At 61.4% G+C, this 20,901-nt stretch carries 21 protein-coding genes; 9 read left to right on the top strand and 12 right to left on the bottom strand.

From position 1 onward, the window contains the following. Positions 1-17 precede the first annotated feature (17 nt). From HX818_RS25925 to arcD (HX818_RS25915), 3 genes are all read right to left on the bottom strand, one after another. Positions 18-1,028, bottom strand: a complete 1,011-nt coding sequence (locus HX818_RS25925; RefSeq protein WP_003220053.1) for an ornithine carbamoyltransferase — start codon at positions 1,026-1,028, stop codon at positions 18-20. A gap of 69 nt (positions 1,029-1,097) precedes the next feature. Then, complete coding sequence (gene arcA / locus HX818_RS25920; protein WP_003220054.1) at positions 1,098-2,354, bottom strand: arginine deiminase; 1,257 nt, start codon at positions 2,352-2,354, stop codon at positions 1,098-1,100. A gap of 24 nt (positions 2,355-2,378) precedes the next feature. Then, positions 2,379-3,806: an arginine-ornithine antiporter gene (gene arcD / locus HX818_RS25915; RefSeq protein ID WP_003220056.1), complete on the bottom strand. Its 1,428-nt coding sequence runs from the start codon at positions 3,804-3,806 to the stop codon at positions 2,379-2,381. A gap of 413 nt (positions 3,807-4,219) precedes the next feature. On the opposite strand from arcD (HX818_RS25915), the gene arcD (HX818_RS25910) reads away from it, so the two are divergent. Continuing rightward, complete coding sequence (gene arcD, locus HX818_RS25910) at positions 4,220-5,647, top strand: arginine-ornithine antiporter (RefSeq protein ID WP_003220058.1); 1,428 nt, start codon at positions 4,220-4,222, stop codon at positions 5,645-5,647. Between the two features lie 2 nt (positions 5,648-5,649). After that, positions 5,650-6,513 carry a DNA-3-methyladenine glycosylase gene (locus tag HX818_RS25905; protein WP_177020980.1) on the top strand — a complete coding sequence of 288 codons (864 nt, stop codon included), beginning with the start codon at positions 5,650-5,652 and terminating at the stop codon, positions 6,511-6,513. 123 nt (positions 6,514-6,636) lie between these two features. Here HX818_RS25905 and HX818_RS25900 read toward each other — a convergent pair whose 3' ends face one another. The 7 genes from HX818_RS25900 to HX818_RS25870 all read right to left on the bottom strand — a co-directional run bounded on the left by HX818_RS25900 (position 6,637) and on the right by HX818_RS25870 (position 12,231). After that, positions 6,637-7,986: a CoA transferase gene (locus tag HX818_RS25900; RefSeq protein WP_177020978.1), complete on the bottom strand. Its 1,350-nt coding sequence runs from the start codon at positions 7,984-7,986 to the stop codon at positions 6,637-6,639. Positions 7,987-8,026: 40 nt separating this feature from the next. Continuing rightward, positions 8,027-9,370 carry a HAMP domain-containing sensor histidine kinase gene (locus tag HX818_RS25895; protein ID WP_177020977.1) on the bottom strand — a complete coding sequence of 448 codons (1,344 nt, stop codon included), beginning with the start codon at positions 9,368-9,370 and terminating at the stop codon, positions 8,027-8,029. Positions 9,371-9,435: 65 nt separating this feature from the next. Further along, complete coding sequence (locus HX818_RS25890; RefSeq protein ID WP_087692654.1) at positions 9,436-9,900, bottom strand: Spy/CpxP family protein refolding chaperone; 465 nt, start codon at positions 9,898-9,900, stop codon at positions 9,436-9,438. A 234-nt stretch (positions 9,901-10,134) separates the two neighbouring features. Next, entirely contained in the window at positions 10,135-10,812 is a 678-nt protein-coding gene (locus HX818_RS25885) for a response regulator transcription factor (protein WP_003220065.1), read from the bottom strand. A 7-nt stretch (positions 10,813-10,819) separates the two neighbouring features. After that, complete coding sequence (locus tag HX818_RS25880; protein ID WP_003220067.1) at positions 10,820-11,227, bottom strand: hypothetical protein; 408 nt, start codon at positions 11,225-11,227, stop codon at positions 10,820-10,822. Between the two features lie 106 nt (positions 11,228-11,333). Next, complete coding sequence (locus HX818_RS25875) at positions 11,334-11,633, bottom strand: YciI family protein (protein WP_003220069.1); 300 nt, start codon at positions 11,631-11,633, stop codon at positions 11,334-11,336. Between the two features lies 1 nt (position 11,634). Beyond that, positions 11,635-12,231, bottom strand: a complete 597-nt coding sequence (locus HX818_RS25870; RefSeq protein WP_177020976.1) for a septation protein A — start codon at positions 12,229-12,231, stop codon at positions 11,635-11,637. Positions 12,232-12,318: 87 nt separating this feature from the next. Here HX818_RS25870 and HX818_RS25865 point away from each other — a divergent pair, with 87 nt between their 5' ends. From HX818_RS25865 to rluB, 6 genes are all read left to right on the top strand, one after another. Further along, positions 12,319-13,182, top strand: a complete 864-nt coding sequence (locus HX818_RS25865) for a PHP domain-containing protein (RefSeq protein WP_003220073.1) — start codon at positions 12,319-12,321, stop codon at positions 13,180-13,182. A gap of 13 nt (positions 13,183-13,195) precedes the next feature. Further along, entirely contained in the window at positions 13,196-13,825 is a 630-nt protein-coding gene (locus HX818_RS25860) for an L-threonylcarbamoyladenylate synthase (RefSeq protein WP_003220075.1), read from the top strand. 120 nt (positions 13,826-13,945) lie between these two features. Further along, positions 13,946-14,644: a ScpA family protein gene (locus HX818_RS25855; RefSeq protein WP_173406103.1), complete on the top strand. Its 699-nt coding sequence runs from the start codon at positions 13,946-13,948 to the stop codon at positions 14,642-14,644. A gap of 12 nt (positions 14,645-14,656) precedes the next feature. After that, positions 14,657-15,616, top strand: coding sequence for an SMC-Scp complex subunit ScpB (gene scpB / locus HX818_RS25850; protein WP_134327225.1), 960 nt, complete (start codon positions 14,657-14,659; stop codon positions 15,614-15,616). 131 nt (positions 15,617-15,747) lie between these two features. Further along, positions 15,748-15,939, top strand: a complete 192-nt coding sequence (locus tag HX818_RS25845) for a DUF1289 domain-containing protein (protein ID WP_008433107.1) — start codon at positions 15,748-15,750, stop codon at positions 15,937-15,939. Between the two features lie 143 nt (positions 15,940-16,082). Then, the gene (rluB, locus tag HX818_RS25840; protein WP_177020975.1) at positions 16,083-17,330 is read left to right on the top strand and encodes a 23S rRNA pseudouridine(2605) synthase RluB; all 1,248 of its coding nucleotides are present in this window, start codon (positions 16,083-16,085) and stop codon (positions 17,328-17,330) included. 210 nt (positions 17,331-17,540) lie between these two features. Here the strand turns inward: rluB and HX818_RS25835 are convergent, their stop codons facing one another. Both HX818_RS25835 and HX818_RS25830 read right to left on the bottom strand, forming a co-directional pair. Further along, positions 17,541-18,500: a leucyl aminopeptidase gene (locus HX818_RS25835; RefSeq protein WP_087692659.1), complete on the bottom strand. Its 960-nt coding sequence runs from the start codon at positions 18,498-18,500 to the stop codon at positions 17,541-17,543. Between the two features lie 77 nt (positions 18,501-18,577). Continuing rightward, entirely contained in the window at positions 18,578-18,715 is a 138-nt protein-coding gene (locus HX818_RS25830) for a hypothetical protein (RefSeq protein ID WP_003175756.1), read from the bottom strand. A 525-nt stretch (positions 18,716-19,240) separates the two neighbouring features. On the opposite strand from HX818_RS25830, the gene HX818_RS25825 reads away from it, so the two are divergent. Next, positions 19,241-20,653, top strand: coding sequence for an amino acid permease (locus HX818_RS25825; RefSeq protein WP_177020974.1), 1,413 nt, complete (start codon positions 19,241-19,243; stop codon positions 20,651-20,653). The last annotated feature ends 248 nt before the right edge of the window (positions 20,654-20,901 follow it).

The raw sequence follows: 20,901 nt of genomic DNA, 5'->3' as shown, positions 1-20,901 counted from the left end.
GTGGGAGCGGTATTGGTTTAGATATCCGCCAGCGCCGACACCAGGATCGCCTTGATGGTGTGCATGCGGTTTTCCGCCTGTTCAAAGGCAATGTTGGCCGGCGACTCAAACACCTCTTCGGTCACTTCCACGCCATTGGCCAGGTTCGGATAACGCGCGGCGATGTCCTTGCCGACCTTGGTTTCGCTGTTGTGGAACGCCGGCAGGCAGTGCATGAATTTCACCCGTGGGTTGCCCGAGGCTTTCATCATCTTGGCGTTGACCTGGTACGGCAGCAGTTGCTCGATGCGCTCGTCCCACGCTTCCACGGGTTCGCCCATGGACACCCAGATATCGGTGTGGATGAAGTCCACGCCTTTCACCGCTTCCTTCGGGTCTTCGGTGATGGTGATGCGCGCGCCGCTTTCCTCGGCGAATGCCTGGCACTGCTTGATGAAGTCAGCATGGGGCCACAGGGCTTTCGGTGCGCCGATGCGCACGTCCATGCCCAGCTTGGCGCCGATCATCAGCAGCGAGTTGCCCATGTTGTAGCGGGCGTCGCCCAGGTAGGCGTAGCTGATGTCATGCAGCGGCTTGTCGCTGTGCTCGCGCATGGTCAGGGTGTCGGCGATCATCTGGGTGGGGTGGAATTCAGCGGTCAGGCCGTTGAACACCGGCACCCCGGCGAACTTGGCCAGTTCTTCGACGATTTCCTGTTCAAAGCCACGGTACTCGATGGCATCGAACATCCGGCCGAGGACGCGGGCGGTGTCTTTCATGCTTTCTTTGTGGCCGATCTGCGACGACACCGGGTCGATGTAGGTGACGTGGGCACCCTGGTCGTGGGCCGCGACTTCGAACGCGCAACGGGTGCGGGTCGAGGTTTTTTCGAAGATCAGCGCGATGTTTTTGCCCTTCAGGTGCGGACGCTCGGTGCCGGTGTATTTGGCGCGCTTGAGGTCGCGGGACAGGTCCAGCAGGTAGTGCAGCTCGCGAGTGGTGTGGTGCATCAGCGACAGCAGGCTGCGGTTGCGCATATTAAAAGCCATGGTGGATCTCCTTCTGTTTAGGTTATCCCCCTGGCCGGCGCCTTATGAGCGGCGGCCAGGGTTTGAATATCAGTAGTCGATTGGGTCGCGAATGATCGGGCAGGTCATGCAGTGGCCGCCGCCACGGCCACGGCCGAGTTCACCGGCGCTGATGGTGATGACTTCCACACCGGCCTTGCGCAGCAAGGTGTTGGTGTAGGTGTTGCGGTCGTAGCCGATCACCACGCCAGGCTCCACGGCCACTACGTTGTTGCCGTCATCCCACTGCTCGCGCTCGGCGGCGAAGCTGTTGCCGCCGGTTTCCACCACACGCAGGGCCTTGAGGTTCAGGGCGGCGGCGACGGTGTCGAGGAAGTTGGTTTTTTCGCGCTGGATGTCGATGCCGCCGGGCTTGGTCTCGTCCGGGCGCAGGGTGAAGGCGACGATCTGGTTGACCACTTCCGGGAAGATCGTGACCAGGTCGCGGTCGCAGAAGCTGAACACGGTGTCGAGGTGCATCGCCGCGCGGGATTTTGGCAGGCCGGCGACGATCACACGCTCCACGGCCTTGTGCTTGAACAGGTTCAGGGCGAGTTGGCCGATGGCCTGGCGCGAGGAACGCTCGCCCATGCCGATCAACACCACGCCGTTACCAATCGGCATCACGTCGCCGCCTTCCAGGGTGGCGTTGCCGTGTTCCTGGTCAGGGTCGCCGTACCACACCTGGAAGTCCGCGTTGGTGAACTCGGGGTGGAATTTGTAGATGGCGCTGGCCAGCAGGGTTTCCTGGCGTCGCGCCGGCCAGTACATCGGGTTCAGCGTCACGCCGCCATAGATCCAGCAGGTGGTGTCGCGGGTGAACTGGGTGTTGGGCAACGGCGGCAGGATGAAGCTTGAGTGGCCGAGGAAATCGCGGAACATCTCGATGGTCTTGCCACCGAAACTGCTCGGCAGGTCATCGGCCGACACGCCACCGATCAGGTACTCGGCGACCTTGCGCGGCTCCAGGCTGCGCAGCCACGAGCTGACCTCATTGACCAGCCCCAGGCCCACCTGGTTGGCGGTGATCTTGCGCTCCAGGATCCAGTCCAGCGCTTCGGGGATGGCGACGATGTCGGTCAGCAGGTTGTGCATTTCCAGCACATCGATGTCGCGCTCGCGCATCTTGGTCACGAAGTCGAAGTGGTCGCGCTTGGCCTGGGCTACCCACAGCACGTCATCGAACAGCAGTTCATCGCAGTTGTTTGGGGTCAGCCGCTGGTGGGCCAAACCTGGGGAGCACACCATGACTTTGCGCAGTTTGCCGGCTTCGGAATGTACGCCGTACTTCACTTTTTCCGTGGTCATTACAGATCCTCCAGTGAACAATGATTACAGGGTCAGGAAGCCGGAGTAGAGGCCATAGCCCGCCACGAGGGCGCCTATGACGACTGCGGCGAAAATCAGCTTCTCGACGTTGGTGAAAATCGGTTTGCCCAGTTCATGCTTGGCCATGGCGAACAGGATCACGCCAGGGGCGTAGAGCAGGGCGGACAGCAACAGGTACTTGGTGCCACCGGCGTACAGCAGCCAGACCGCGTAGATCAACGCGATGGCGCCGATCAGCAGGTCTTTCCTGCGTTCGCCCGGGGCGCTTTCATAGGTTTCACCGCGCACCGCCAGCAGCAGTGCATAGGCCGCCGACCACAGGTAAGGCACCAGGATCATCGAGGTGGCGAGGTAGATCAGCGACAGGTAAGTGCTTGCCGAGAACAGCGTGATCACCAGGAAAATCTGCACCATGGCGTTGGTCAGCCACAGGGCGTTGGCCGGCACGTGGTTGGCGTTTTCCTTACGCAGGAACTCCGGCATGGTGTGGTCCTTGGCGGCGGCGAACATGATCTCCGCACACAGCAGCACCCACGACAGCAGCGCCCCCAGCAAGGAAATGATCAAGCCGACGCTGATCAATACCGCGCCCCAGTGACCCACCACGTGCTCCAGCACGGCGGCCATCGACGGGTTTTGCAGCTTGGCCAATTCCGGTTGGGTCATGATCCCCAGGGACAGCACGTTCACCAGCATCAGGAACAGCAGCACGGTGATAAAACCAATCACCGTGGCCTTGCCGACGTCGGAGCGTTTTTCGGCGCGGGACGAGAAGATGCTCGCACCCTCAATGCCGATGAACACCCAGACGGTGACCAGCATCATGTTGCGCACCTGGTTCATCACGCTGCCCAGGTCGGGGTTTTTCACGCCCCAGATGTCGGCGGTGAAGATGTCCAGCTTGAACGCGAAGAGCGCGATCAACACAAACAGCACCAGTGGCACCACTTTGGCGATGGTGGTCACCAGGTTGATGAACGCGGCTTCCTTGATCCCGCGCAGTACCAGGAAGTGCACGGCCCACAGCAGCACCGACGCGCCGATCACCGCCGCCGGGGTGTTGCCTTCGCCGAAGATGGGGAAGAAGTAACCGAGGGTGCTGAACAGCAGCACGAAATAGCCGACGTTGCCCAGCCAGGCACTGATCCAGTAACCCCAGGCGGATGAGAAACCCATGTAGTCGCCAAACCCGGCCTTGGCGTAGGCATAGACCCCGCCGTCGAGGTCGGGCTTGCGATTGGCCAGGGTCTGGAACACGAACGCCAGGGTCAACATGCCCACGGCGGTGATCACCCAACCAATCAGTACCGCGCCGACATCGGCGCTGGCCGCCATGTTTTGCGGCAGTGAGAAGATCCCGCCACCAATCATTGAACCCACGACAAGTGCAACCAGTGCGCCGAGTCGAAGTTTTCCGGGAGATTCAGACATCGCATGACTCCAATGCAGGAGAAGAGAGACCACAGAATAAATCCGTGCGCTAATCAAACAGCTGACTCAGATCACTTCATTGGCACATTCCATTGTGAATTAATGACTTATGATGAAAGGTACGGGCGCTCAAGTGCCTCGCAGAGGCTCGTCGTAGAGCGGTTCTGCGTTTCAAACAACAGGTTTTCTCATTAGCATGGACCTTTGAAGCTAGCCCGTATTTGCAGATATGCAAACTTTTACAGCGCAGCGTTATTTAAATTATAAATTTGCCTTAACGCTGTTTATTGTCATGCCTTTAAGTTATGAAGCAGGCGCCTTTATTGGCTATATCTAATAAACGCTGCGCCGGCTTAATAAATTAGTTGAGTGCACAGTTGTTGGCTCAATGGTTGTTTTGTTCAGGAGTATTCATGTCCCAATCCTCGGAAAAGCTGCGCCTCAATGCCTTGATCGCCCTGGTGGTGGGCTCGATGATCGGCGGCGGGATTTTCTCGTTGCCGCAGAACATGGCGGCGCGGGCCGAGGTAGGCGCGGTGTTGATTGGCTGGGGCATTACCGCCGTGGGCATGCTGACCCTGGCCTTTGTGTTCCAGACCCTGGCCAACCGCAAGCCGGAACTGGATTCCGGCGTATACGCGTACGCCAAGGCCGGGTTTGGCGACTACATGGGTTTCTCGTCGGCCTGGGGCTACTGGATCAGTGCCTGGATGGGCAACGTCGGTTACTTCGTGTTGCTATTCAGTACCCTCGGCTACTTTTTTCCGGTGTTCGGCCAGGGCAATACCCCGGTGGCGATTGGCTGCGCGTCGGTGTTGCTGTGGGCCGTGCATTTTTTGGTGATGCGCGGGATCAAGGAGGCGGCGTTCATCAACCAGATCACCACCGTGGCCAAGATCGTACCGCTGGTGATGTTTATCGTGATCGCCGCCGTGGCATTCAAGGCCGATATCTTTACCCGGGATATCTGGGGCCTGAGTAATCCGAATTTCGGCGGCGTGGTGGATCAGGTGCGCAACATGATGCTGGTCACGGTGTTTGTGTTTATCGGCATCGAGGGCGCCAGTGTCTACTCGGCGCGGGCCGAGAAACGCTCGGACGTGGGCCGGGCCACGGTCATCGGTTTCCTGGGGGTGTTGGCGCTGCTGGTATTGGTCAACCTGCTGTCGCTCGGGATCATGAGCCAGCCGGAACTGGCCAACCTGCAAAACCCGTCCCTGGCCGGGGTGCTGGAACATATCGTCGGCCCGTGGGGCGCGCTGTTGATCAGCATCGGCCTGGCGGTTTCGCTGTTGGGCGCGCTGCTGTCGTGGGCCTTGCTCTGCGCCGAAATTCTCTATGCCACCGCCCATGACAAGACCATGCCGGCGTTCCTGAAAAAGGAAAACGTCAATCAGGTGCCGGTCAATGCGCTGTGGCTGACCAATGTGATGATCCAGCTGTTCCTGGTGATCACGCTGTTTTCGGAAAGTACCTACACCACCCTGATCTACCTGGCGTCGTCGATGATCCTCGTGCCCTATCTGTGGTCGGCGGCGTATGCGGTGCTGTTGAGCGGCCGCGGTGAAACCTACGAAGGCGCCCATGGCGAACGCACCAAGGACCTGCTGGTGAGCCTGATCGCCCTGGCCTATGCGGTGTGGCTGCTCTACGCCGGTGGCCTGAAGTACTTGCTGCTGTCGGCGCTGCTGTATGCACCGGGCGTGATCCTGTTTGCCCTGGCCAAGCGCGAGCAGGGCCAGCCCTTGTTTACCCATCTGGAAAAAGGCATTTTCGCCTGCGTGATCGCCGGGGCGAGCCTGGCGGCGTATGGGTTGTACAGCGGGGTATTGTCGTTGTGAGAATGCAACTGGCGTATCAGGCGCCGTATGACTGGGCGGCGATGTCGGGCTTTTTGTCGGCGCGGGCGATCAGCGGGATGGAGACGGTGGACGCTGGCGTTTACTCACGCAGTATCAGTGTCGACGGTCAGCAGGGTTGGCTCAGTGTGTCACCGGGGGCCGGTGATTGGCTTGAAGTAACGGTGGACTTCCCCGACCCGGCTGCGTTGCCGGAGATTGAGCGGCGGTTGCGGGACATGTTTGACCTGTCGGCTGACCCGAAGCGGATCAACCGGCAATTGGCGAATGATCCCTTGATGGCGAGCTTGGTGGCGGCGCGGCCTGGCTTGCGGGTGCCGGGAACCTGGGATGGGCTGGAGTTGGCGATCCGCGCGGTGTTGGGCCAGCAGATTAGCGTGGTGGCGGCGATCAAGCTGGCGGGCAAGCTGGTGGCGCAGTACGGCACGCCGCTGGTGACGCCCCATGCCGGTGTGACCCATGTGTTTCCTTCGGCCGAGGTGCTGGCAGCCGCAGATTTGGCAACCCTCGGCATGCCGAAAAGTCGCGGGCGTACCTTGTCGGGCGTGGCCCAGGCGTTGCTGGATGACCCGCAGATTTTCCAGGCGAAGGCGAACCTGGAGGAAGGCGTGGCGCGGTTGGTCGCATTACCCGGGATTGGTGACTGGACGGCGCAGTACATCGCCATGCGCCAGATGCGCGAGCAGGATGCGTTTGCCTCGGGGGATATCGGTTTGATCAATGCGCTGGTGGCGCTGGAAGGCGGGCCGGTGAGCCCGCGCCAGTTGCTGGCGCGGGCTGAGGCCTGGCGACCGCTTAGAGCCTATGCGGCGCAGCATTTGTGGACATCACTGAGCCGCGCGGATTGATTCTGCATACCTGTGGCGAGGTAGCTTGCTCCCGCTGGGGCGCGAAGCGGCCCCATCGACCCAAAAGCTGGGGCCTGCTGCGCAGTCCAGCGGGAGCAAGCTCCCTCGCCACAGGATCTTCGGTCACCACTGAGGGCGGTGTGAGCCCAATTCCCCTGCGGGCAAATCCCACTGCAACGGTGTCCCGCTGATGGTCACCGGGGGCAGCAAGCGGTGGGCCGGGCCCCAGGCGGTTTGCTCCACCACCAAGCCTTGATCACCCGGTTCTTCGGCCCGCAGCGGTAGTTGTTCAGGGACTTGTCCTGCGTCCACCAACAGCTTTGCCGTGCGCGCGAGGGACAACCGTGCCGAACCGCCGCGGCCGGATTTCAAGCGTTCACTCAACGCCTGAATCGCACTGGCCGCCATCAAATACCCGGTGGCGTGGTCCAGCGCCTGCAACGGCAGCGGCACCGGTTTGTCCGAGTTTTTCCACTGCCTGCCAGCCTCGGCAATCCCGGTGCTCATCTGCACCAGGCTGTCGAACCCCCGGCGATTGCGCCACGGGCCGCTCCAGCCGTAAGCGTTGAGGCTGGCGTCGATCAGGCCAGGCGCGATGGCTTGCAGCGCAGCCCCACCGTAGCCCAACTGTTCCAGTGCATCGGCGCGGTAGCCGTGCAGCAGAATGTCGGTGTTCTTGAGCAGGTTTTCGAAGATCAGGCGGTCGTCGGGGTTTTTCAGGTCCAGGCGGGCGCAACGTTTGCCCAGGGTCATTTCCGGCACCACGCCGGGTTCGTTCCAGTCAGGGGAGTCGATGCGCAGTACATCGGCGCCGAGGCCAGCCAGAAAACGGCTGGCGGTGGGGCCGGCCAATACGCGCGTCAGGTCCAGCACCTTGATGCCCGCCAGCGGCCTTGCCACCGAGCCCAGCCAGGGTTTGTCGCTGAGGGCTGCAAAGGTCTGGCGATGGACCAGCGGTTCCTGATTGACCGCCAAGCCTTGTGGATGAACTTGCCAGTCTTGCCACGAACGCATCTGCGCCGCACAGCCGTTGGCTTCGACGATCGCCTGTTCCAGCTCGGCAGCGGTCCATGGCGCAACCTTCGCGGCCATTGCTTCACGGTCAGCGACCTGCCCGAGTACGCGCTCGGCGGCGGCACGGTGATGCGGTGCATTGGTGTGCAGGCGAATCCAGCCATCGGTGCAGGCGTAGTCGCCGGCAATCGGGTCCCACAGCGGCGGGGTGGTCCAGCCGTCGGGGCGCAGCGAGGAGGAGAACCAGAACGAGGCGAGGCGCCGGTCCACGGTCACCGAGGGCTGGCGCCCGGTTTGCTGCAACAGCAACTGTGCGACCGCCTGGCCTGCGGCACCGATGCTGGCGCTGGCCAGTTCGGTGACGGCAAAGGTCGAGGGCAGGGCGCCGACCTCGGTTACGGCCAGTGGGGTGACGGGTAAATCGAGTGCTTCCTGGATGGGGGTGAGCAGATCAGTCATCAAAGGCCCTCCTAATGAGAAGGACCATCATAGAAGATCATCAGGGTTGAATGACAACCCCCGGCTCCAGCGGCAGGTCCACGCTGGCGATAAAGCCGCCGCCTTGATGATTGGCCAGGATCAGGCTGCCGCCATGGCGCTCTGCGGCGCGCCGCGCGATGGCCAGGCCCAGGCCATGGCCCTGGGCGGTTTGCCCCGGGGCGCGGTAAAACGGCTCGCCGAGTTGGCTCAGGTGTTCGGCATCCACGCCGGGGCCGTGGTCGCGCACACTGATCACAATGCGTTCGCCCTGGCGTCTGGCGTCCATTTCAATCGGTTGCCCGGGCGGGTTGAAGCGTTGGGCGTTGCGCAGCAGGTTATCCACCGCGCGTTCGATCATGGTCGGCCAGCCCTTGAGGTGCAGCCCGGCCTCGGCATCCAGCTGCACGGGTTGGTCCGGCGCGCCGAGCAAGGCGTCTTTTTGCAGGGTCCGGAGTAACGGGTTGAGGTCGATGTCTTCGGCACTGGCGTTATCGGCGTCCACCCGGGCGAGTACCAGGATTTCGCTGATCAGCGCTTCCAGGCGGTCGCATTCGCGGGTCAGGCGCGGCCAGAGTTTTTCCCGCGCTTCGGGGGTGGCCCGTTCTGCCAGGGCCAGGGCGATCCGCAGGCGGGCCAGGGGCGAGCGCAGTTCGTGGGACACATCCCGCAGCAACTGGCGCTGGCTGCCGATCAGGCTTTGCAGGCGGGCGCCCATGCGGTTGAAGTCGGTGGCCAGTACGCCGAATTCATCGCGACGGTTGGCCAGCCGCGCCAGGCTGTTCTGCTGATAGGTGGTCTGGCCCAGGTCGTGCACTGCGCCGCGCAGGCGGCTGAGGGGGCGGGTGATGGACAACGTCACCAACAGGCTGAACAGGGTCAGCACCACCAGCGCAATCGCCAGGGCGCTTAACGGCCAGAGCAGGCTGCTGCGGTGCCAGGCGTCCAGTTCCGGGTGGGGAATGCGGTAGATCAGCAGGTAGGTGTCGCCGGTTTTTTCGCTGGTGTACTCGGCGGTCAGCCGGCGCCAGGGCAGGTGGCGGTCCTGGCTGTCGTTTTGCCGGGCTTCGAGGGCGGCGGCGCGGCGCGGGAAGGTGCCGCGCACCACAGGCTCGCCGCTTTCGTTAAGCACTTGCACGTCAATGTGGTACTGACGCTTGCGCTGCTGCAGCAGCTCCTGGGCGGCGTCTTCGCCCTGGGCCTCGTAAAGCTGCGTCCATTCCTGCGCGAGGTTATTGAGCCCGGGGTGGCGGCTGAGAATCCAGGCGTCCTGGTTGAGCATATGCCCAAGCAGGATCGACAACCCGGCAACCAGGGCGATGGCCAGCCAGAAGCTGGCAAGGACGCGCCAGAACAATGAACGCACAAGATATCCTCAAACAGGAAAAGCCCAGCGGCGGTGGCCACTGGGCTGGGAGTGAAGCTAGATCATTATTGCGCTTTTTGCGGCTGCTGGGCTTTCCAGGCCTGGAATTCCTTCCACTCGGCGCGGCGCTCGGCTTGTTTCTTCACGATCTCGTCGAATTTCTTCTGTTGATCGGGTTTCAGCACGGCACGGATGTCGGTCTGGGTTTTCTGCTTGGCGGCCGCCATTTCGTCTTTCATGGCTTTCTGATCAGCGGCTGGCAGTTTGTCCAGGTACTTGCGCACCAACTCTTTGCGAGCGTGCCATTGCTGGCCCATCAACTTGCCGATCTGCTGGCGCTGTTCAGGGCTCAGGTCCAGCTGGCTGAAAGGGCCACCTTTGCCCCGCATGCCGTGTTCACCGCCGTGACCTGGGCCACCCATCATGTGGCCTTCAGGACCGCCCATCGGGCCTGGGCCTTCTGGCGCAGCGGCCATGGCAACGGTTGGCAGGGCAGCAGCGAACATCAAAGCGATAAGGGTCTTGCGCATGGTGATTCTCCTGTCTCTATTCCGGTGAGTCCGGATGTGAGTAGATTACGGAGATCAAGGTCAGCGGCAGTCAGGGGACGGTAAAGCTTGGGTAAAGAGGATTTTGGGCGGGGCTGACAAAACTATTGGCGACCGTAGCAACTGTCGAGCCTGCGATGCAGGCGCTGCGGTCTGACACCTGTACCGAGGAGATGCTGTCGCAGCCTCGCCGAGGCTCGACAGCTGCTACGCGGGCTAGAGGCTGTAGTAATAGCCGCGGCTACGCAGCGCCACGATCCGTGGCCGGCCATCCGGGTGCGGGCCGATCTTCTTGCGCAGGTTGCTGACGTGCATGTCCAGGCTGCGGTCATACAGGGTCAGCTTGCGGCCCAGGGCGATTTGCGCCAGTTCCTGCTTGTCCAGCGGCTCGCCGGGCTGGCGCAGCAAGGCTTCCAGCAGGCGGCTTTCGGACACGGTCAGGGCAAATTCCTGTTCATCGATAGTGACCACGCCACGCACCGGGCTGAAGCACAGGTCGCCCAGCTCCAGCTGAGTGGACACGGCGGCCGGGTGGCTGCGGCGCAGCACGGCGCGCAGGCGCGCGGTCAGTTCACGAGGATCGCAGGGTTTGGCCAGGTAGTCGTCGGCGCCCAGTTCCAGGCCGAGGATCCGGTCCAGGGGTTCGCCCCTGGCCGAGAGCATCAGCACCGGCAGTTCCGGGTGGTCGCTGCGCAATTGCTTGAGCAGCTCCAGGCCGCTGCCGTCGGGCAGCATCACGTCGAGCACCACGGCCGCCGGGGCGGCTTCGGCCAATGCCTTGCGGGCGCTCAAGCCGTCATGGCAGGCGCGCACCTGGAAACCTTCCTGGCTCAACCAACTGGTCAGCAGCTCACAGAGCTCCTGGTCATCATCTATCAGTAACAGCTCGCTCATGACTCACTCAATTTAGCCATTGTCGACGGCGCCGGTGCCCGCCACTGGCGAAGATCCCGCATAACAGGGCGATCAGCGCGACTGCCCCGCCGGTCACGAACCATTGTTGTTGCTCGGTAAGCCAGCGTGGCAAGGCACTGCCCTGTGCTTCTTTGAGTTGCTGGACCAGGCGTTGGTTCTCCTGGCGCAGTTTACTCAGTTGGGTACTTTCCCGCGTGGCGTCAGCACTTTGCAATTGCTTGCTCAGCTCATCGCGCTGGCGTTCGCTCTCTTTCAAACGTTGCTGCAAATCGGTGATCTGGCTGCCGGCACTCAAGGACAGGGGCGTGGAACTGCCGGTGTTCGAGGTTTCTTCAGCGTGGGCCGTAGCCCCGATCATTAACACTGCCAACAGACACAACTGACGTAAGCGCATCGGAACTCCTGATTCCACACGAATATTCAGAACGTTGTCGGCAGGTTACCGGGAATAATGAGCGTTTAGGAGTGCGCTGAAGCCATTTGGTTCAGCGCGCAACGAATCAAGGCAGGACTTGCTTGAACGGTTTGACCAGCACCTGGGCGTACACGCCGGCCGCTACATACGGATCAGCATCGGCCCAGGCTTGTGCCGCCGCCAGGGAGGCGAACTCGACAACCACCAGGCTACCGGTGAAGCCGGCATCTCCCGGGTCGTTGCTGTCTACCGCAGGATGCGGGCCGGCCAGTACCAGGCGGCCTTCGGCTTGCAGCTGTTTCAGGCGCTCGACGTGGGCCGGGCGTACGGACAGGCGTTTTTCCAGGGAGTTGGCGACGTCGGTGGAAATGATGGCGTAGAGCATGTCAGTCCTCGGTTTTCGGCGTGGTAGGGTCGGTGTCATGCAGGTGGCGCGACAGGTAGATACCCTGGCCGACCAGGAACAGCACGGTCATGCCCAGGCTGCCGAACACCTTGAAGTCCACCCAGTAGCTCTGGAAGGTAAAGGCGACGAACAGGTTGGCGGCGCCGCAGAACAGGAAAAACACGATCCAGGCGATGTTCAGGCGGGTCCACACCGAGTCTGGCAAGGTCAGCGCGTGGCCCATGATCCGCTTGATCAGCAGGCGATCACCGATGAAGTGGCTGCCGATAAAGGCCAGGGCGAACAGCCAGTTGACCACCGGGGCTTTCCATTTAAGGAAGGTTTCGCTGTGGAAGGCCAGGGTCAGGCTGCCGAACACAAGGCAGGCGACCAGGGTCAGCCACTGGCTTTTTTCCAGCTTGCGCTGGGAGATGAAGAGCGCGCCGTAGACCACCACGGAGCTGATGATCAGCACCGCCGTGGCGCTGTAGATGCCGCCGACGGTCAGCTCGTGGCCGGCAAGATCGATAACGCGAGGGTCGGTTTTGTAAACGATGAAAAACAGCAACAGCGGGATGAAGTCGATGAATTGTTTCACAGTAAGAGCCAGAAGCTGGATGTGGCGGCATAATAACAAACATCCTTGGTAGCGAAAGCGCCAGCTGACTTGAGGTTACACACTCCCGTGAATGTTGATTTGCACTGCCATAGCACAGCCTCCGACGGCGCCCTGGCGCCCGCGGTCCTGGTTGCGCGTGCGTTTGAAAAAGGCGTGCGAGTCCTGTCGTTGACCGACCACGACACCCTCGAAGGCCTGGCAGAGGCCCGCGAGGCGGCGCATGCGTTGGGCATGCAACTGGTCAACGGGGTTGAATTGTCCTGCACCTGGGGCGGCGCAACCATCCACGTATTGGGCTACGGTTTCGACGTCAACGCGCCGCCGCTGGTGGAGGCCATCGCCAAATTGCACGATGGCCGCTGGCTGCGGTCCGAAGAAATAAGCCGCAAGCTGGCCCTCAAGGGCATGCCCAACGGCCTGGAAGGCGCCCGCGCCATCCAGCAGGAACTGGGCGACAGCGGCAACGCCCCGGCCCGCCCGCACTTTGCCGACTGGATGGTGCGTGAAGGTTTTGTAAAGGATCGCGCCGAAGCGTTCCGCAAATGGCTGGGTGCCGGCAAGCTGGGGGACGTCAAGCAACACTGGCCAACCCTGGAAGACACCGTTGGCACACTGCGGGCAGCAGGTGCCTGGGTCAGCCTGGCGCATCCGTGGCATTACGATTTCACCCGCAGCAAGCGTCGCAAGCTGATTGGCGACTATATTGGAGCGGGCGGCCACGCAATCGAAGTGGTCAACGGGCATCAACCCGCCGAGCAGGTAGGCAGCCTGGCGATTCTTGCCCGTGAATTTGGTCTGCTGGTCAGCGCCGGCAGTGATTTTCATGGCCCCGGCGGCTGGTCCGAGATTGGCGAGTACCGCGCCGTTCCGGAAGATTTGCCGCCCCTTTGGTGTCGCTTCAAACATGACCCCATTATTGCCACCGTCTGAACAGGTAGAACACGTGAGTCAATTCTTCCAGATTCATCCGGAAAACCCGCAGGCGCGCCTGATCAAACAGGCCGTGGAGATCATCCGTGCCGGTGGCGTGGTGATCTACCCCACGGATTCGTCCTACGCCATCGGTTGCCAGATCGGCGACAAGAATGCGGTCGAGCGCGTAAGACGCCTGCGTGACCTGGACAAGAACCACAACTTCGCACTGATTTGCAGCGACCTGTCCCAGCTGGGGCTGTTCGCCAAGGTCGACACCGGCACCTTCCGCCTGCTCAAGGCGCACACGCCGGGGCCCTACACCTTCATCCTCAACGCCACCCGCGAAGTGCCGCGCCTGCTGCTGCACCCGAAGAAGCGCACCATCGGCCTGCGGGTGCCGGAACACCCGATCGCCCTGGCGCTGCTGGCCGAACTCGGTGAGCCGCTGATGAGTGTGTCGCTGATCCTGCCGGGGGAAGAAGAGCCGTTGTACGACCCTTATGAAATGCGCCGGCTGCTGGAAAAACACGTCGACCTGATCATCGACGGCGGCTACGGCGGCAACAAGGCCTCCACCGTGATCAACCTGGCCGACGGCGAGCCGGAAGTGGTGCGCGTAGGGTGTGGCGACCCGGCACCGTTCATGGTCGAGGCCTGAATGTCGGCCGTGGAAACCGTCGACAGCCAGGCGGGCGCCCAGCAGGAACTGCCATTTGCCATGGTCTACGGCCAGGCCGTGATGGAAATGCCGGTGGACCTGTACATCCCGCCGGATGCGCTGGAAGTCTTCCTCGAAGCCTTCGAAGGTCCGCTGGACTTGCTGCTGTACCTGATCCGCAAGCAGAACATCAATATCCTCGACATCCCGGTGGCGGAAATCACCCGCCAGTACATGGGCTACGTCGAACTGATGCAGACCGTGCGCCTGGAACTGGCCGCCGAATACCTGGTGATGGCCGCGATGCTCGCGGAAATCAAGTCACGCATGCTGCTGCCGCGCTCGGAGACTATCGAGGCGGAAGAGGATGATCCCCGCGCCGAACTGATCCGCCGCCTGCAGGAGTACGAGCGCTTCAAGGCCGCGGCCGAAGGCATCGACGGTTTGAGCCGGGTCGGCCGCGATGTGGTGGTGCCCAAGCTCGACGCCCCGGAAGCCCGGGCGCGCAAGCTGCTGCCGGACGTGAGCCTGGAAGAGTTGCTGATGTCCATGGCCGAAGTACTGCGCCGTGGCGATATGTTTGAAAGCCACCAGGTCAGCCGCGAGGCACTGTCCACCCGCGAACGCATGAGTGATGTGCTGGATCGCCTCAAGGGCGGCGGGTTTGTGCCGTTTGTCGAGCTGTTTACCAAGGAAGAAGGGCGCCTGGGGGTAGTCGTGACCTTTATGGCGATCCTTGAGCTGGTCAAGGAATCCTTGGTCGAGCTGGTCCAGAATGAGCCTTTTGCGGCTATCCACGTGCGGGCGCGAGCCGAATAAAGAGCTGAATCGATGAATCTGACTGAACCCCGCGAACTGGCCCCGCTGCTGGAAGCCTTTCTCCTGGCCTCGGGCAAGCCGCAATCCCTGGAGCGCCTGTTCGAACTGTTTGAAGAAGCCGAGCGCCCTGAGCCGCCGGTGTTCAAGAAGGCCCTGGAGATTCTGCGCAAGTCCTGCGACGGCCGTGCATTCGAGCTGCGGGAAGTGGCTTCCGGGTATCGCCTGCAAATTCGCGAGAAGTTCTCGCCGTGGGTTGGCCGCCTGTGGGAAGAACGCCCGCAGCGCTATTCCCGGGCGATGCTGGAAACCATGGCGCTGATCGCCTATCGCCAGCCGATCACCCGGGGCGAGATCGAAGACGTGCGCGGCGTCGCGGTCAACAGCCATATCGTCAAGACGTTGCTGGAGCGGGAGTGGATCAGGATCGTTGGCTACCGCGACGTGCCCGGCAAGCCGGCGATGTTTGCCACTACCAAGGTGTTCCTCGATCACTTCAACCTGAAAAACCTCGACGACTTGCCGCCGCTGGCCGAGCTGCGGGAGATGGAGCCGGACCCGGTCCTGGATTTCGACGACGCACCGGTGCCCGCCGGGTTGCAGGAGCTGGCCGACGCCAGCGCCGAGCCGGAAGAGCCGAAGGACGAAACCAGTTTCCACACATTGTTGCTGGAACTGGATGACATGGAGCAGGGCATCAAGACCGACTTCGATGACTTGCTGCGTGATGGTGCGGTCAGTGACGGTGAGCAGGAGCCTGCGCTGCAACTGAACGTTGAGGTTGAGCCGCCAGTCGAAGTTGAAGATGAGCCCGAGCCTGAACCCGAGGAGGACATCCTCGGCGTCGCCGAAGCCCGTGCCAAACTGCTGGCCGCCGTCGCAGCGCTCGAACAACCGCCGCTGAGCGACGAAGAAGACGAAGCCCGCGCCCTGGCCGAAGCCATCGAAAACGAACGCCGCCAATTCGAAGACTGACGCAGAACAAAATGTGGGAGCGGGCTTGCTCGCGAATGCGGTGGGTCAGCCAAGCATCCGGCGACTGACACACTGCATTCGCGAGCAAGCCCGCTCCCACATTTGGATTGTCGCCAGCAAGGAGAACTCAAATGAGCTCCACCAAAGACCCCTGCATCAGCGTCTGCAAATTCACCGATGACATCTGCGTGGGCTGCGGGCGCAGCAAGCGCGAGATCCGTGCCTGGAAGAAACTCGACAAGGTCGACAAGCGCACGGTACTCGCCGAAGCCGAGCTGCGCCTGCTGGCGCTGGGTGCCACCGGTCGGCGGAAAGGCAAATGAGCCCGCACTTATCGACTAGTCTCTGATGCGCAACGCGCGCCATGAGCGTATGATTCGCGACCCTTTGGCGATGCGTTCGCCAAAAGCCCAGCTTTTACTATCTTCAGGCCAAGCCTGAATCGACACACCGGGAGGTGCTTAAGATGAGTGACCAAGACCAGAACGACACCCAGGAAATCGGCCCCGCAGGCGAAAAACTGCAGAAAGTCCTCGCCCGTATCGGCGTAGGCTCGCGCCGCGACGTAGAAGCCTGGATCACCCAGAAGCGCATCAAGGTCAATGGCGTTGAAGCCACCCTTGGCCAGCGCGTCGACCTGCACGATGCCATCACCATTGATGGCAAGGTCATCAAGCGTGAAGAGGCCGCCGAATCGGTGCGCCGCGTCATCATGTACAACAAGCCTGATGGCGAAATCTGCACCCGTGACGACCCGGAAGGCCGTCCAACCGTATTCGACAAGATGCCGCGCCCCAAAGAAGGCCGCTGGATCAACATCGGTCGTCTCGACATCAACACCACCGGCTTGCTGATGTTCACCACCGACGGTGAGCTGGCCAACCGCCTGATGCACCCTTCCTACGAGATGGACCGTGAATACGCGGTACGTGTGCGTGGTGAAGTCGATGACGAAATGATCGAGCGCTTGAAAGCCGGCGTCGTGCTGGAAGACGGCCCGGCCAGGTTCACCGACATCAAGCAGGCGCCGGGCGGCGAAGGCTTCAACCATTGGTACCACTGCGTGGTGATGGAAGGCCGTAACCGTGAAGTACGTCGCCTGTGGGAATCCCAGGGCCTGGTGGTCAGCCGCCTGAAGCGCGTGCGTTTCGGCCCGGTGTTCCTCAACTCCGACCTGCCGATGGGCCGCTGGCGCGAAATGAGCCAGTACGAAGTCGATATCCTCAGTGCCGAAGTCGGCCTGACGCCGGTGGCCATGCCGCAGATGAACGCCAAGAGCAAAGACAAGCTTGAGCGTATGCAGCGTAAATCGTCGCGTCCGGTGGCGCGTACCGACCGTGTTGCCCGCACCCTGCGCCCTGCGCTGGATGCACCGGCCACGGGCGGCCGCATCTCCCGCGAGCCGCACATCGAAGGCGAGCGTCGTCCTTCGGCACCGGCCCGTCAGGATGGCGAACGTGCGCCGCGCGCACCGCGTCCAGCTGGTCGTGGTGATGCACCTGCCGGCGGTCGCGGTAACCGTGGCGAGTCTGGTCGTGGTGCTCCGGCTGCGGGCCGTGCCGACGACAGCGCCAGCACCAAACGCCCAGCCAAGCCATCGCCGAAAAAGCGCCCGGGCCTGAAGCTGGTCGATGACGCGCCATCGGGCAAGCGTCGTGGTGCACCGGCCGGTTCCGGCCAGCGTCCAGGTTTTGGTCGCAAGAAGCCGCAGTGATTCGTTAAGCACTGCATAAAAACGCCAACCCTCGGGTTGGCGTTTTTTTTGGCCTGGATTTGGAACCTGCTCTATGAGCAAAGCAGGTCCATTGTGGGAGCGGGCTTGCTCGCGAATGCGGTGTATCAGTTGATACATCCAGTGCCTGACCCACCGCATTCGCGAGCAAGCCCGCTCCCACAGTTGATCTCCATTGTTTTGGCGGGCGTGTCAGAACATGAAAGCGCCGTCGAACACGGGTTTATCGTCGAGGGCCAACACGCCACTGGCGAAGATCAGGTCCAGGTGGTGGCTGCCTTTCTGCCCGCCACCCAATCCCAGGTGCAGCCCGCAATGACGCTCTTCAAAGCCGGCGTTGCGCGCATACAAATCCTTCACGCCTTCATTGGTGCCAATGCCCAGTTCTTCCACCCGGCGATTGGACGGGTTGGCATTCAGGTATTTGTTGAAGTCATCCGCCAGCCCCGGCACTTCGCTGGCCACGGTGCAGATGGTCGAGTTCTCGATCCACAGTTCCAGCGGTGATTGCAGCACGCCGTATTTGCGCGCAAAGGGAATGGTGCTGAGGAAGGTGCCGACGAACCGCACCTGGCCGTTGATGGCCTCGCTGTGGGTCGCGATCTCGCCGGGCGCCAGGTCGTGGTTGCCGATGCCGTTGATATTGGTCCACTTCTTGATGCTGCTCATGGGCGCTTCAAGGCGCGAGCCATGCTGGTCGGTGAAGCTCAGCACGCTGGCCTGGGACATGCGCCGGATCAACGTGGCGTTGAGGTCGGCAATCCGCTGTGGGGCGACGCTGAAAGTGTCGTAGAAATAGTCGCCGTAGTCCTTGAGCAGCAGGGATTTTTTCCAGTGCTCGGCCATCACGCCTTGCAGGGCACGGATAAAGTCCGGGCCTTCGGCGCGTGGGTTGGGCAGGGTCGAGGAATCGTAGAGAAACATGTACAGGTCACAGCCTTCGATGGCCTTGGCCAGCGTTTCGCTGGGGGCTTGGTCCAGGCGTTGTACCTGGAAGTCGAAGCGGGCAGCGCTGCCCTGGATGATCGATTGGGCGATGGCGTCGTAGCGTTCGGTATGGCCAAGCAAAATGGTGGGGCGGTGCAGGCCGGCGAGGGCCGGGTGATGGGCGAGGTAATACAGAAAATGTTCGACGGCGCGGGCCTTGTCCATGACGTCCTTCCTTCAAAGCCTTCGGTAGGAGCAGTGGCAGGTGCGGCGTCCCGCACCTGCCGGGGTGCCTGATCAGATTAGAAAGGCCACATCGCGGTGCCGAACGGCACGACGGCATCGGCTTGCATCATTTCAACGGCGGCCTCATGGGTCGGCGCTTCAAACCAATCGTCGAGTTGCAGTTCGGTTTCCAGGTCATTTTCCAGTGCTTGCATGGTGAATCTCCTAGATGACGTTGTTTGAGAACGAGCTTGCCAGCTTGCTGCGCTGGGCAAGTGGATGAACCTAGAAGAGAGTGTTTGGGATTGCAAAATTTTTATTGACACGGTTCCATTTGGATTTTTTATTCCGTTTTGATGGCGATTTGGTTTATGTCGATGAAACAGAGAGTTGGTTGCATCGTTTTGTAGGAATCGTCCTTTCGTCAACTTCTCGTTATCTGAAAGAATTTTCCTAATGTCCCTCCTATCTGCCGCACCGCATCCTGTCAGCCCAGACAGGTTTGGCGGTGTACAATGCGCCGCGTTTTACTGTGATCCCACTCTCTCAGGGCTATCCGCCTTGTTCATTCCGCCTGGCCACAAGCCCGTCGGGTTCGATTTCGTCACAGATAAAAACAACAGGTGACGTATGACCGTAAGAAAAAACGCTGGACCGGGGTTTGATCGGCGCTGCTGTAGCCCGTTACCAAAGCAGCACCCCTCCATGAGCACCCTCAAACCTTGCGTGAGACCCTTTCCATGAGTGAAGCCAACTCGCATTCAGGCGAACTGAAGCGCGGCCTGAAAAATCGCCATATCCAACTGATCGCCCTCGGTGGCGCGATTGGCACCGGGTTGTTCCTGGGGTCGGCCGGCGTGCTGAAATCCGCCGGGCCGTCGATGATCCTCGGGTATGCCATCTGCGGCTTTATCGCCTTCATGATCATGCGCCAGCTGGGCGAGATGATCGTCGAAGAGCCGGTGGCCGGTTCCTTCAGCCACTTTGCCCACAAGTATTGGGGCGGTTTCGCCGGCTTCCTGTCGGGCTGGAACTGCTGGATTTTGTACATCCTGGTGGGCATGTCGGAGCTGACGGCGGTCGGCAAGTATGTGCACTACTGGTGGCCCGAGATCCCGACCTGGGTGTCGGCGGCGGCGTTTTTTGTGCTGATCAATGTGATCAATCTTTCCAACGTCAAGGTCTTCGGCGAGGCCGAGTTCTGGTTTGCGATCATCAAGGTGGTCGCCATTGTCGGGATGATCGCCCTGGGCAGTTACCTGTTGGTGAGCGGCACCGGCGGGCCACAAGCCTCGGTGACCAACCTGTGGGAGCACGGCGGGTTCTTTCCCCATGGCGTGGGTGGTTTGGTGATGGCCATGGCGATCATCATGTTCTCGTTTGGCGGCCTGGAGATGCTCGGGTTTACTGCGGCTGAGGCGGACAAGCCACGCACGGTGATTCCGAAGGCGATCAACCAGGTGATCTACCGGATCCTGATTTTCTACATCGGCGCGTTGGTGGTGCTGTTGTCGTTGACGCCTTGGGACAGCTTGCTGGAGACCCTGAATGCCTCCGGGGACGCCTATAGCGGCAGTCCGTTTGTGCAGGTGTTTTCGATGTTGGGCAGTAACACGGCAGCGCATATTCTCAACTTTGTGGTGCTGACGGCGGCGTTGTCGGTCTACAACAGTGGCACTTACTGCAATAGCCGGATGCTGTTGGGGATGGCCGAGCAGGGTGATGCGCCGCGGGCATTGGCGAAGATCGACAAGCGTGGGGTGCCGGTGCGGTCGATCCTGGCGTCGGCGGCGATTACGCTGGTGGCGGTGTTGATGAACTACCTGATTCCGCAGCATGCGCTGGAGTTGTTGATGTCGCTGGTGGTGGCGACCCTGGTGATCAACTGGGCGATGATCAGTTTTTCGCATTTCAAGTTTAGGCAGCATATGGATCGGACGGGGCAGGTGCCGTTGTTCAAGGCGCTTTGGTATCCGTATGGGAATTATGTTTGCCTGGCGTTTGTGGTGTTTATTCTTGGGGTGATGCTGCTGATTCCGGGGATTCAGGTGTCGGTGTATGCGATTCCGGTTTGGGTGGTGTTTATGTGGGTTTGTTATGGGATCAAGAACAGGCGCAAGGCTCGGGAGGGGGTGGTGTTGAGTCGGGGTTGATCTCGGGTACATATCCGTTGCTGCGGTAACGGCGACTTATGGTTCCGCTCTTACAGCGGGTCACTTTTGGCAAACGCCCCAAAAGTAACCAAAAGGTCTTTGCCCCACCACTCGGTGCCTCGCCTAGGCTCGGCATGCCCGCACTCCGGCCCGGTTCCGCGGGCCGCCGCGACGGGCCATCCATGGCCCGGCGCGGCTAAACCGGCATCCTTGCCGGTTTACCCGCTCCACCGTGCCTGCTTGCGGCC

Origin of the sequence: Pseudomonas sp. F9001 (genome assembly GCF_013385435.1) — a bacterium.
Classification (GTDB): Bacteria; Pseudomonadota; Gammaproteobacteria; order Pseudomonadales; family Pseudomonadaceae; genus Aquipseudomonas.
Note: the sequence above shows the minus strand (reverse complement) of the source record. Positions and strands in the feature narration are given on the sequence as shown.

What these genes read in the sequence shown, in the direction of transcription:
- HX818_RS25925 (WP_003220053.1), bottom strand. Translation starts at nt 1,028, where the DNA reads ATGGCTTTTAATATGCGCAACCGCAGCCTGCTGTCGCTGATGCACCAC.
- arcA (WP_003220054.1), bottom strand. Translation starts at nt 2,354, where the DNA reads ATGACCACGGAAAAAGTGAAGTACGGCGTACATTCCGAAGCCGGCAAA.
- arcD (WP_003220056.1), bottom strand. Translation starts at nt 3,806, where the DNA reads ATGTCTGAATCTCCCGGAAAACTTCGACTCGGCGCACTGGTTGCACTT.
- arcD (WP_003220058.1), top strand. Translation starts at nt 4,220, where the DNA reads ATGTCCCAATCCTCGGAAAAGCTGCGCCTCAATGCCTTGATCGCCCTG.
- HX818_RS25905 (WP_177020980.1), top strand. Translation starts at nt 5,650, where the DNA reads ATGCAACTGGCGTATCAGGCGCCGTATGACTGGGCGGCGATGTCGGGC.
- HX818_RS25900 (WP_177020978.1), bottom strand. Translation starts at nt 7,986, where the DNA reads ATGACTGATCTGCTCACCCCCATCCAGGAAGCACTCGATTTACCCGTC.
- HX818_RS25890 (WP_087692654.1), bottom strand. Translation starts at nt 9,900, where the DNA reads ATGCGCAAGACCCTTATCGCTTTGATGTTCGCTGCTGCCCTGCCAACC.
- HX818_RS25885 (WP_003220065.1), bottom strand. Translation starts at nt 10,812, where the DNA reads ATGAGCGAGCTGTTACTGATAGATGATGACCAGGAGCTCTGTGAGCTG.
- HX818_RS25880 (WP_003220067.1), bottom strand. Translation starts at nt 11,227, where the DNA reads ATGCGCTTACGTCAGTTGTGTCTGTTGGCAGTGTTAATGATCGGGGCT.
- HX818_RS25875 (WP_003220069.1), bottom strand. Translation starts at nt 11,633, where the DNA reads ATGCTCTACGCCATCATTTCCACCGACGTCGCCAACTCCCTGGAAAAA.
- scpB (WP_134327225.1), top strand. Translation starts at nt 14,657, where the DNA reads ATGAATCTGACTGAACCCCGCGAACTGGCCCCGCTGCTGGAAGCCTTT.
- HX818_RS25845 (WP_008433107.1), top strand. Translation starts at nt 15,748, where the DNA reads ATGAGCTCCACCAAAGACCCCTGCATCAGCGTCTGCAAATTCACCGAT.
- rluB (WP_177020975.1), top strand. Translation starts at nt 16,083, where the DNA reads ATGAGTGACCAAGACCAGAACGACACCCAGGAAATCGGCCCCGCAGGC.
- HX818_RS25835 (WP_087692659.1), bottom strand. Translation starts at nt 18,500, where the DNA reads ATGGACAAGGCCCGCGCCGTCGAACATTTTCTGTATTACCTCGCCCAT.
- HX818_RS25830 (WP_003175756.1), bottom strand. Translation starts at nt 18,715, where the DNA reads ATGCAAGCACTGGAAAATGACCTGGAAACCGAACTGCAACTCGACGAT.
- HX818_RS25825 (WP_177020974.1), top strand. Translation starts at nt 19,241, where the DNA reads ATGAGTGAAGCCAACTCGCATTCAGGCGAACTGAAGCGCGGCCTGAAA.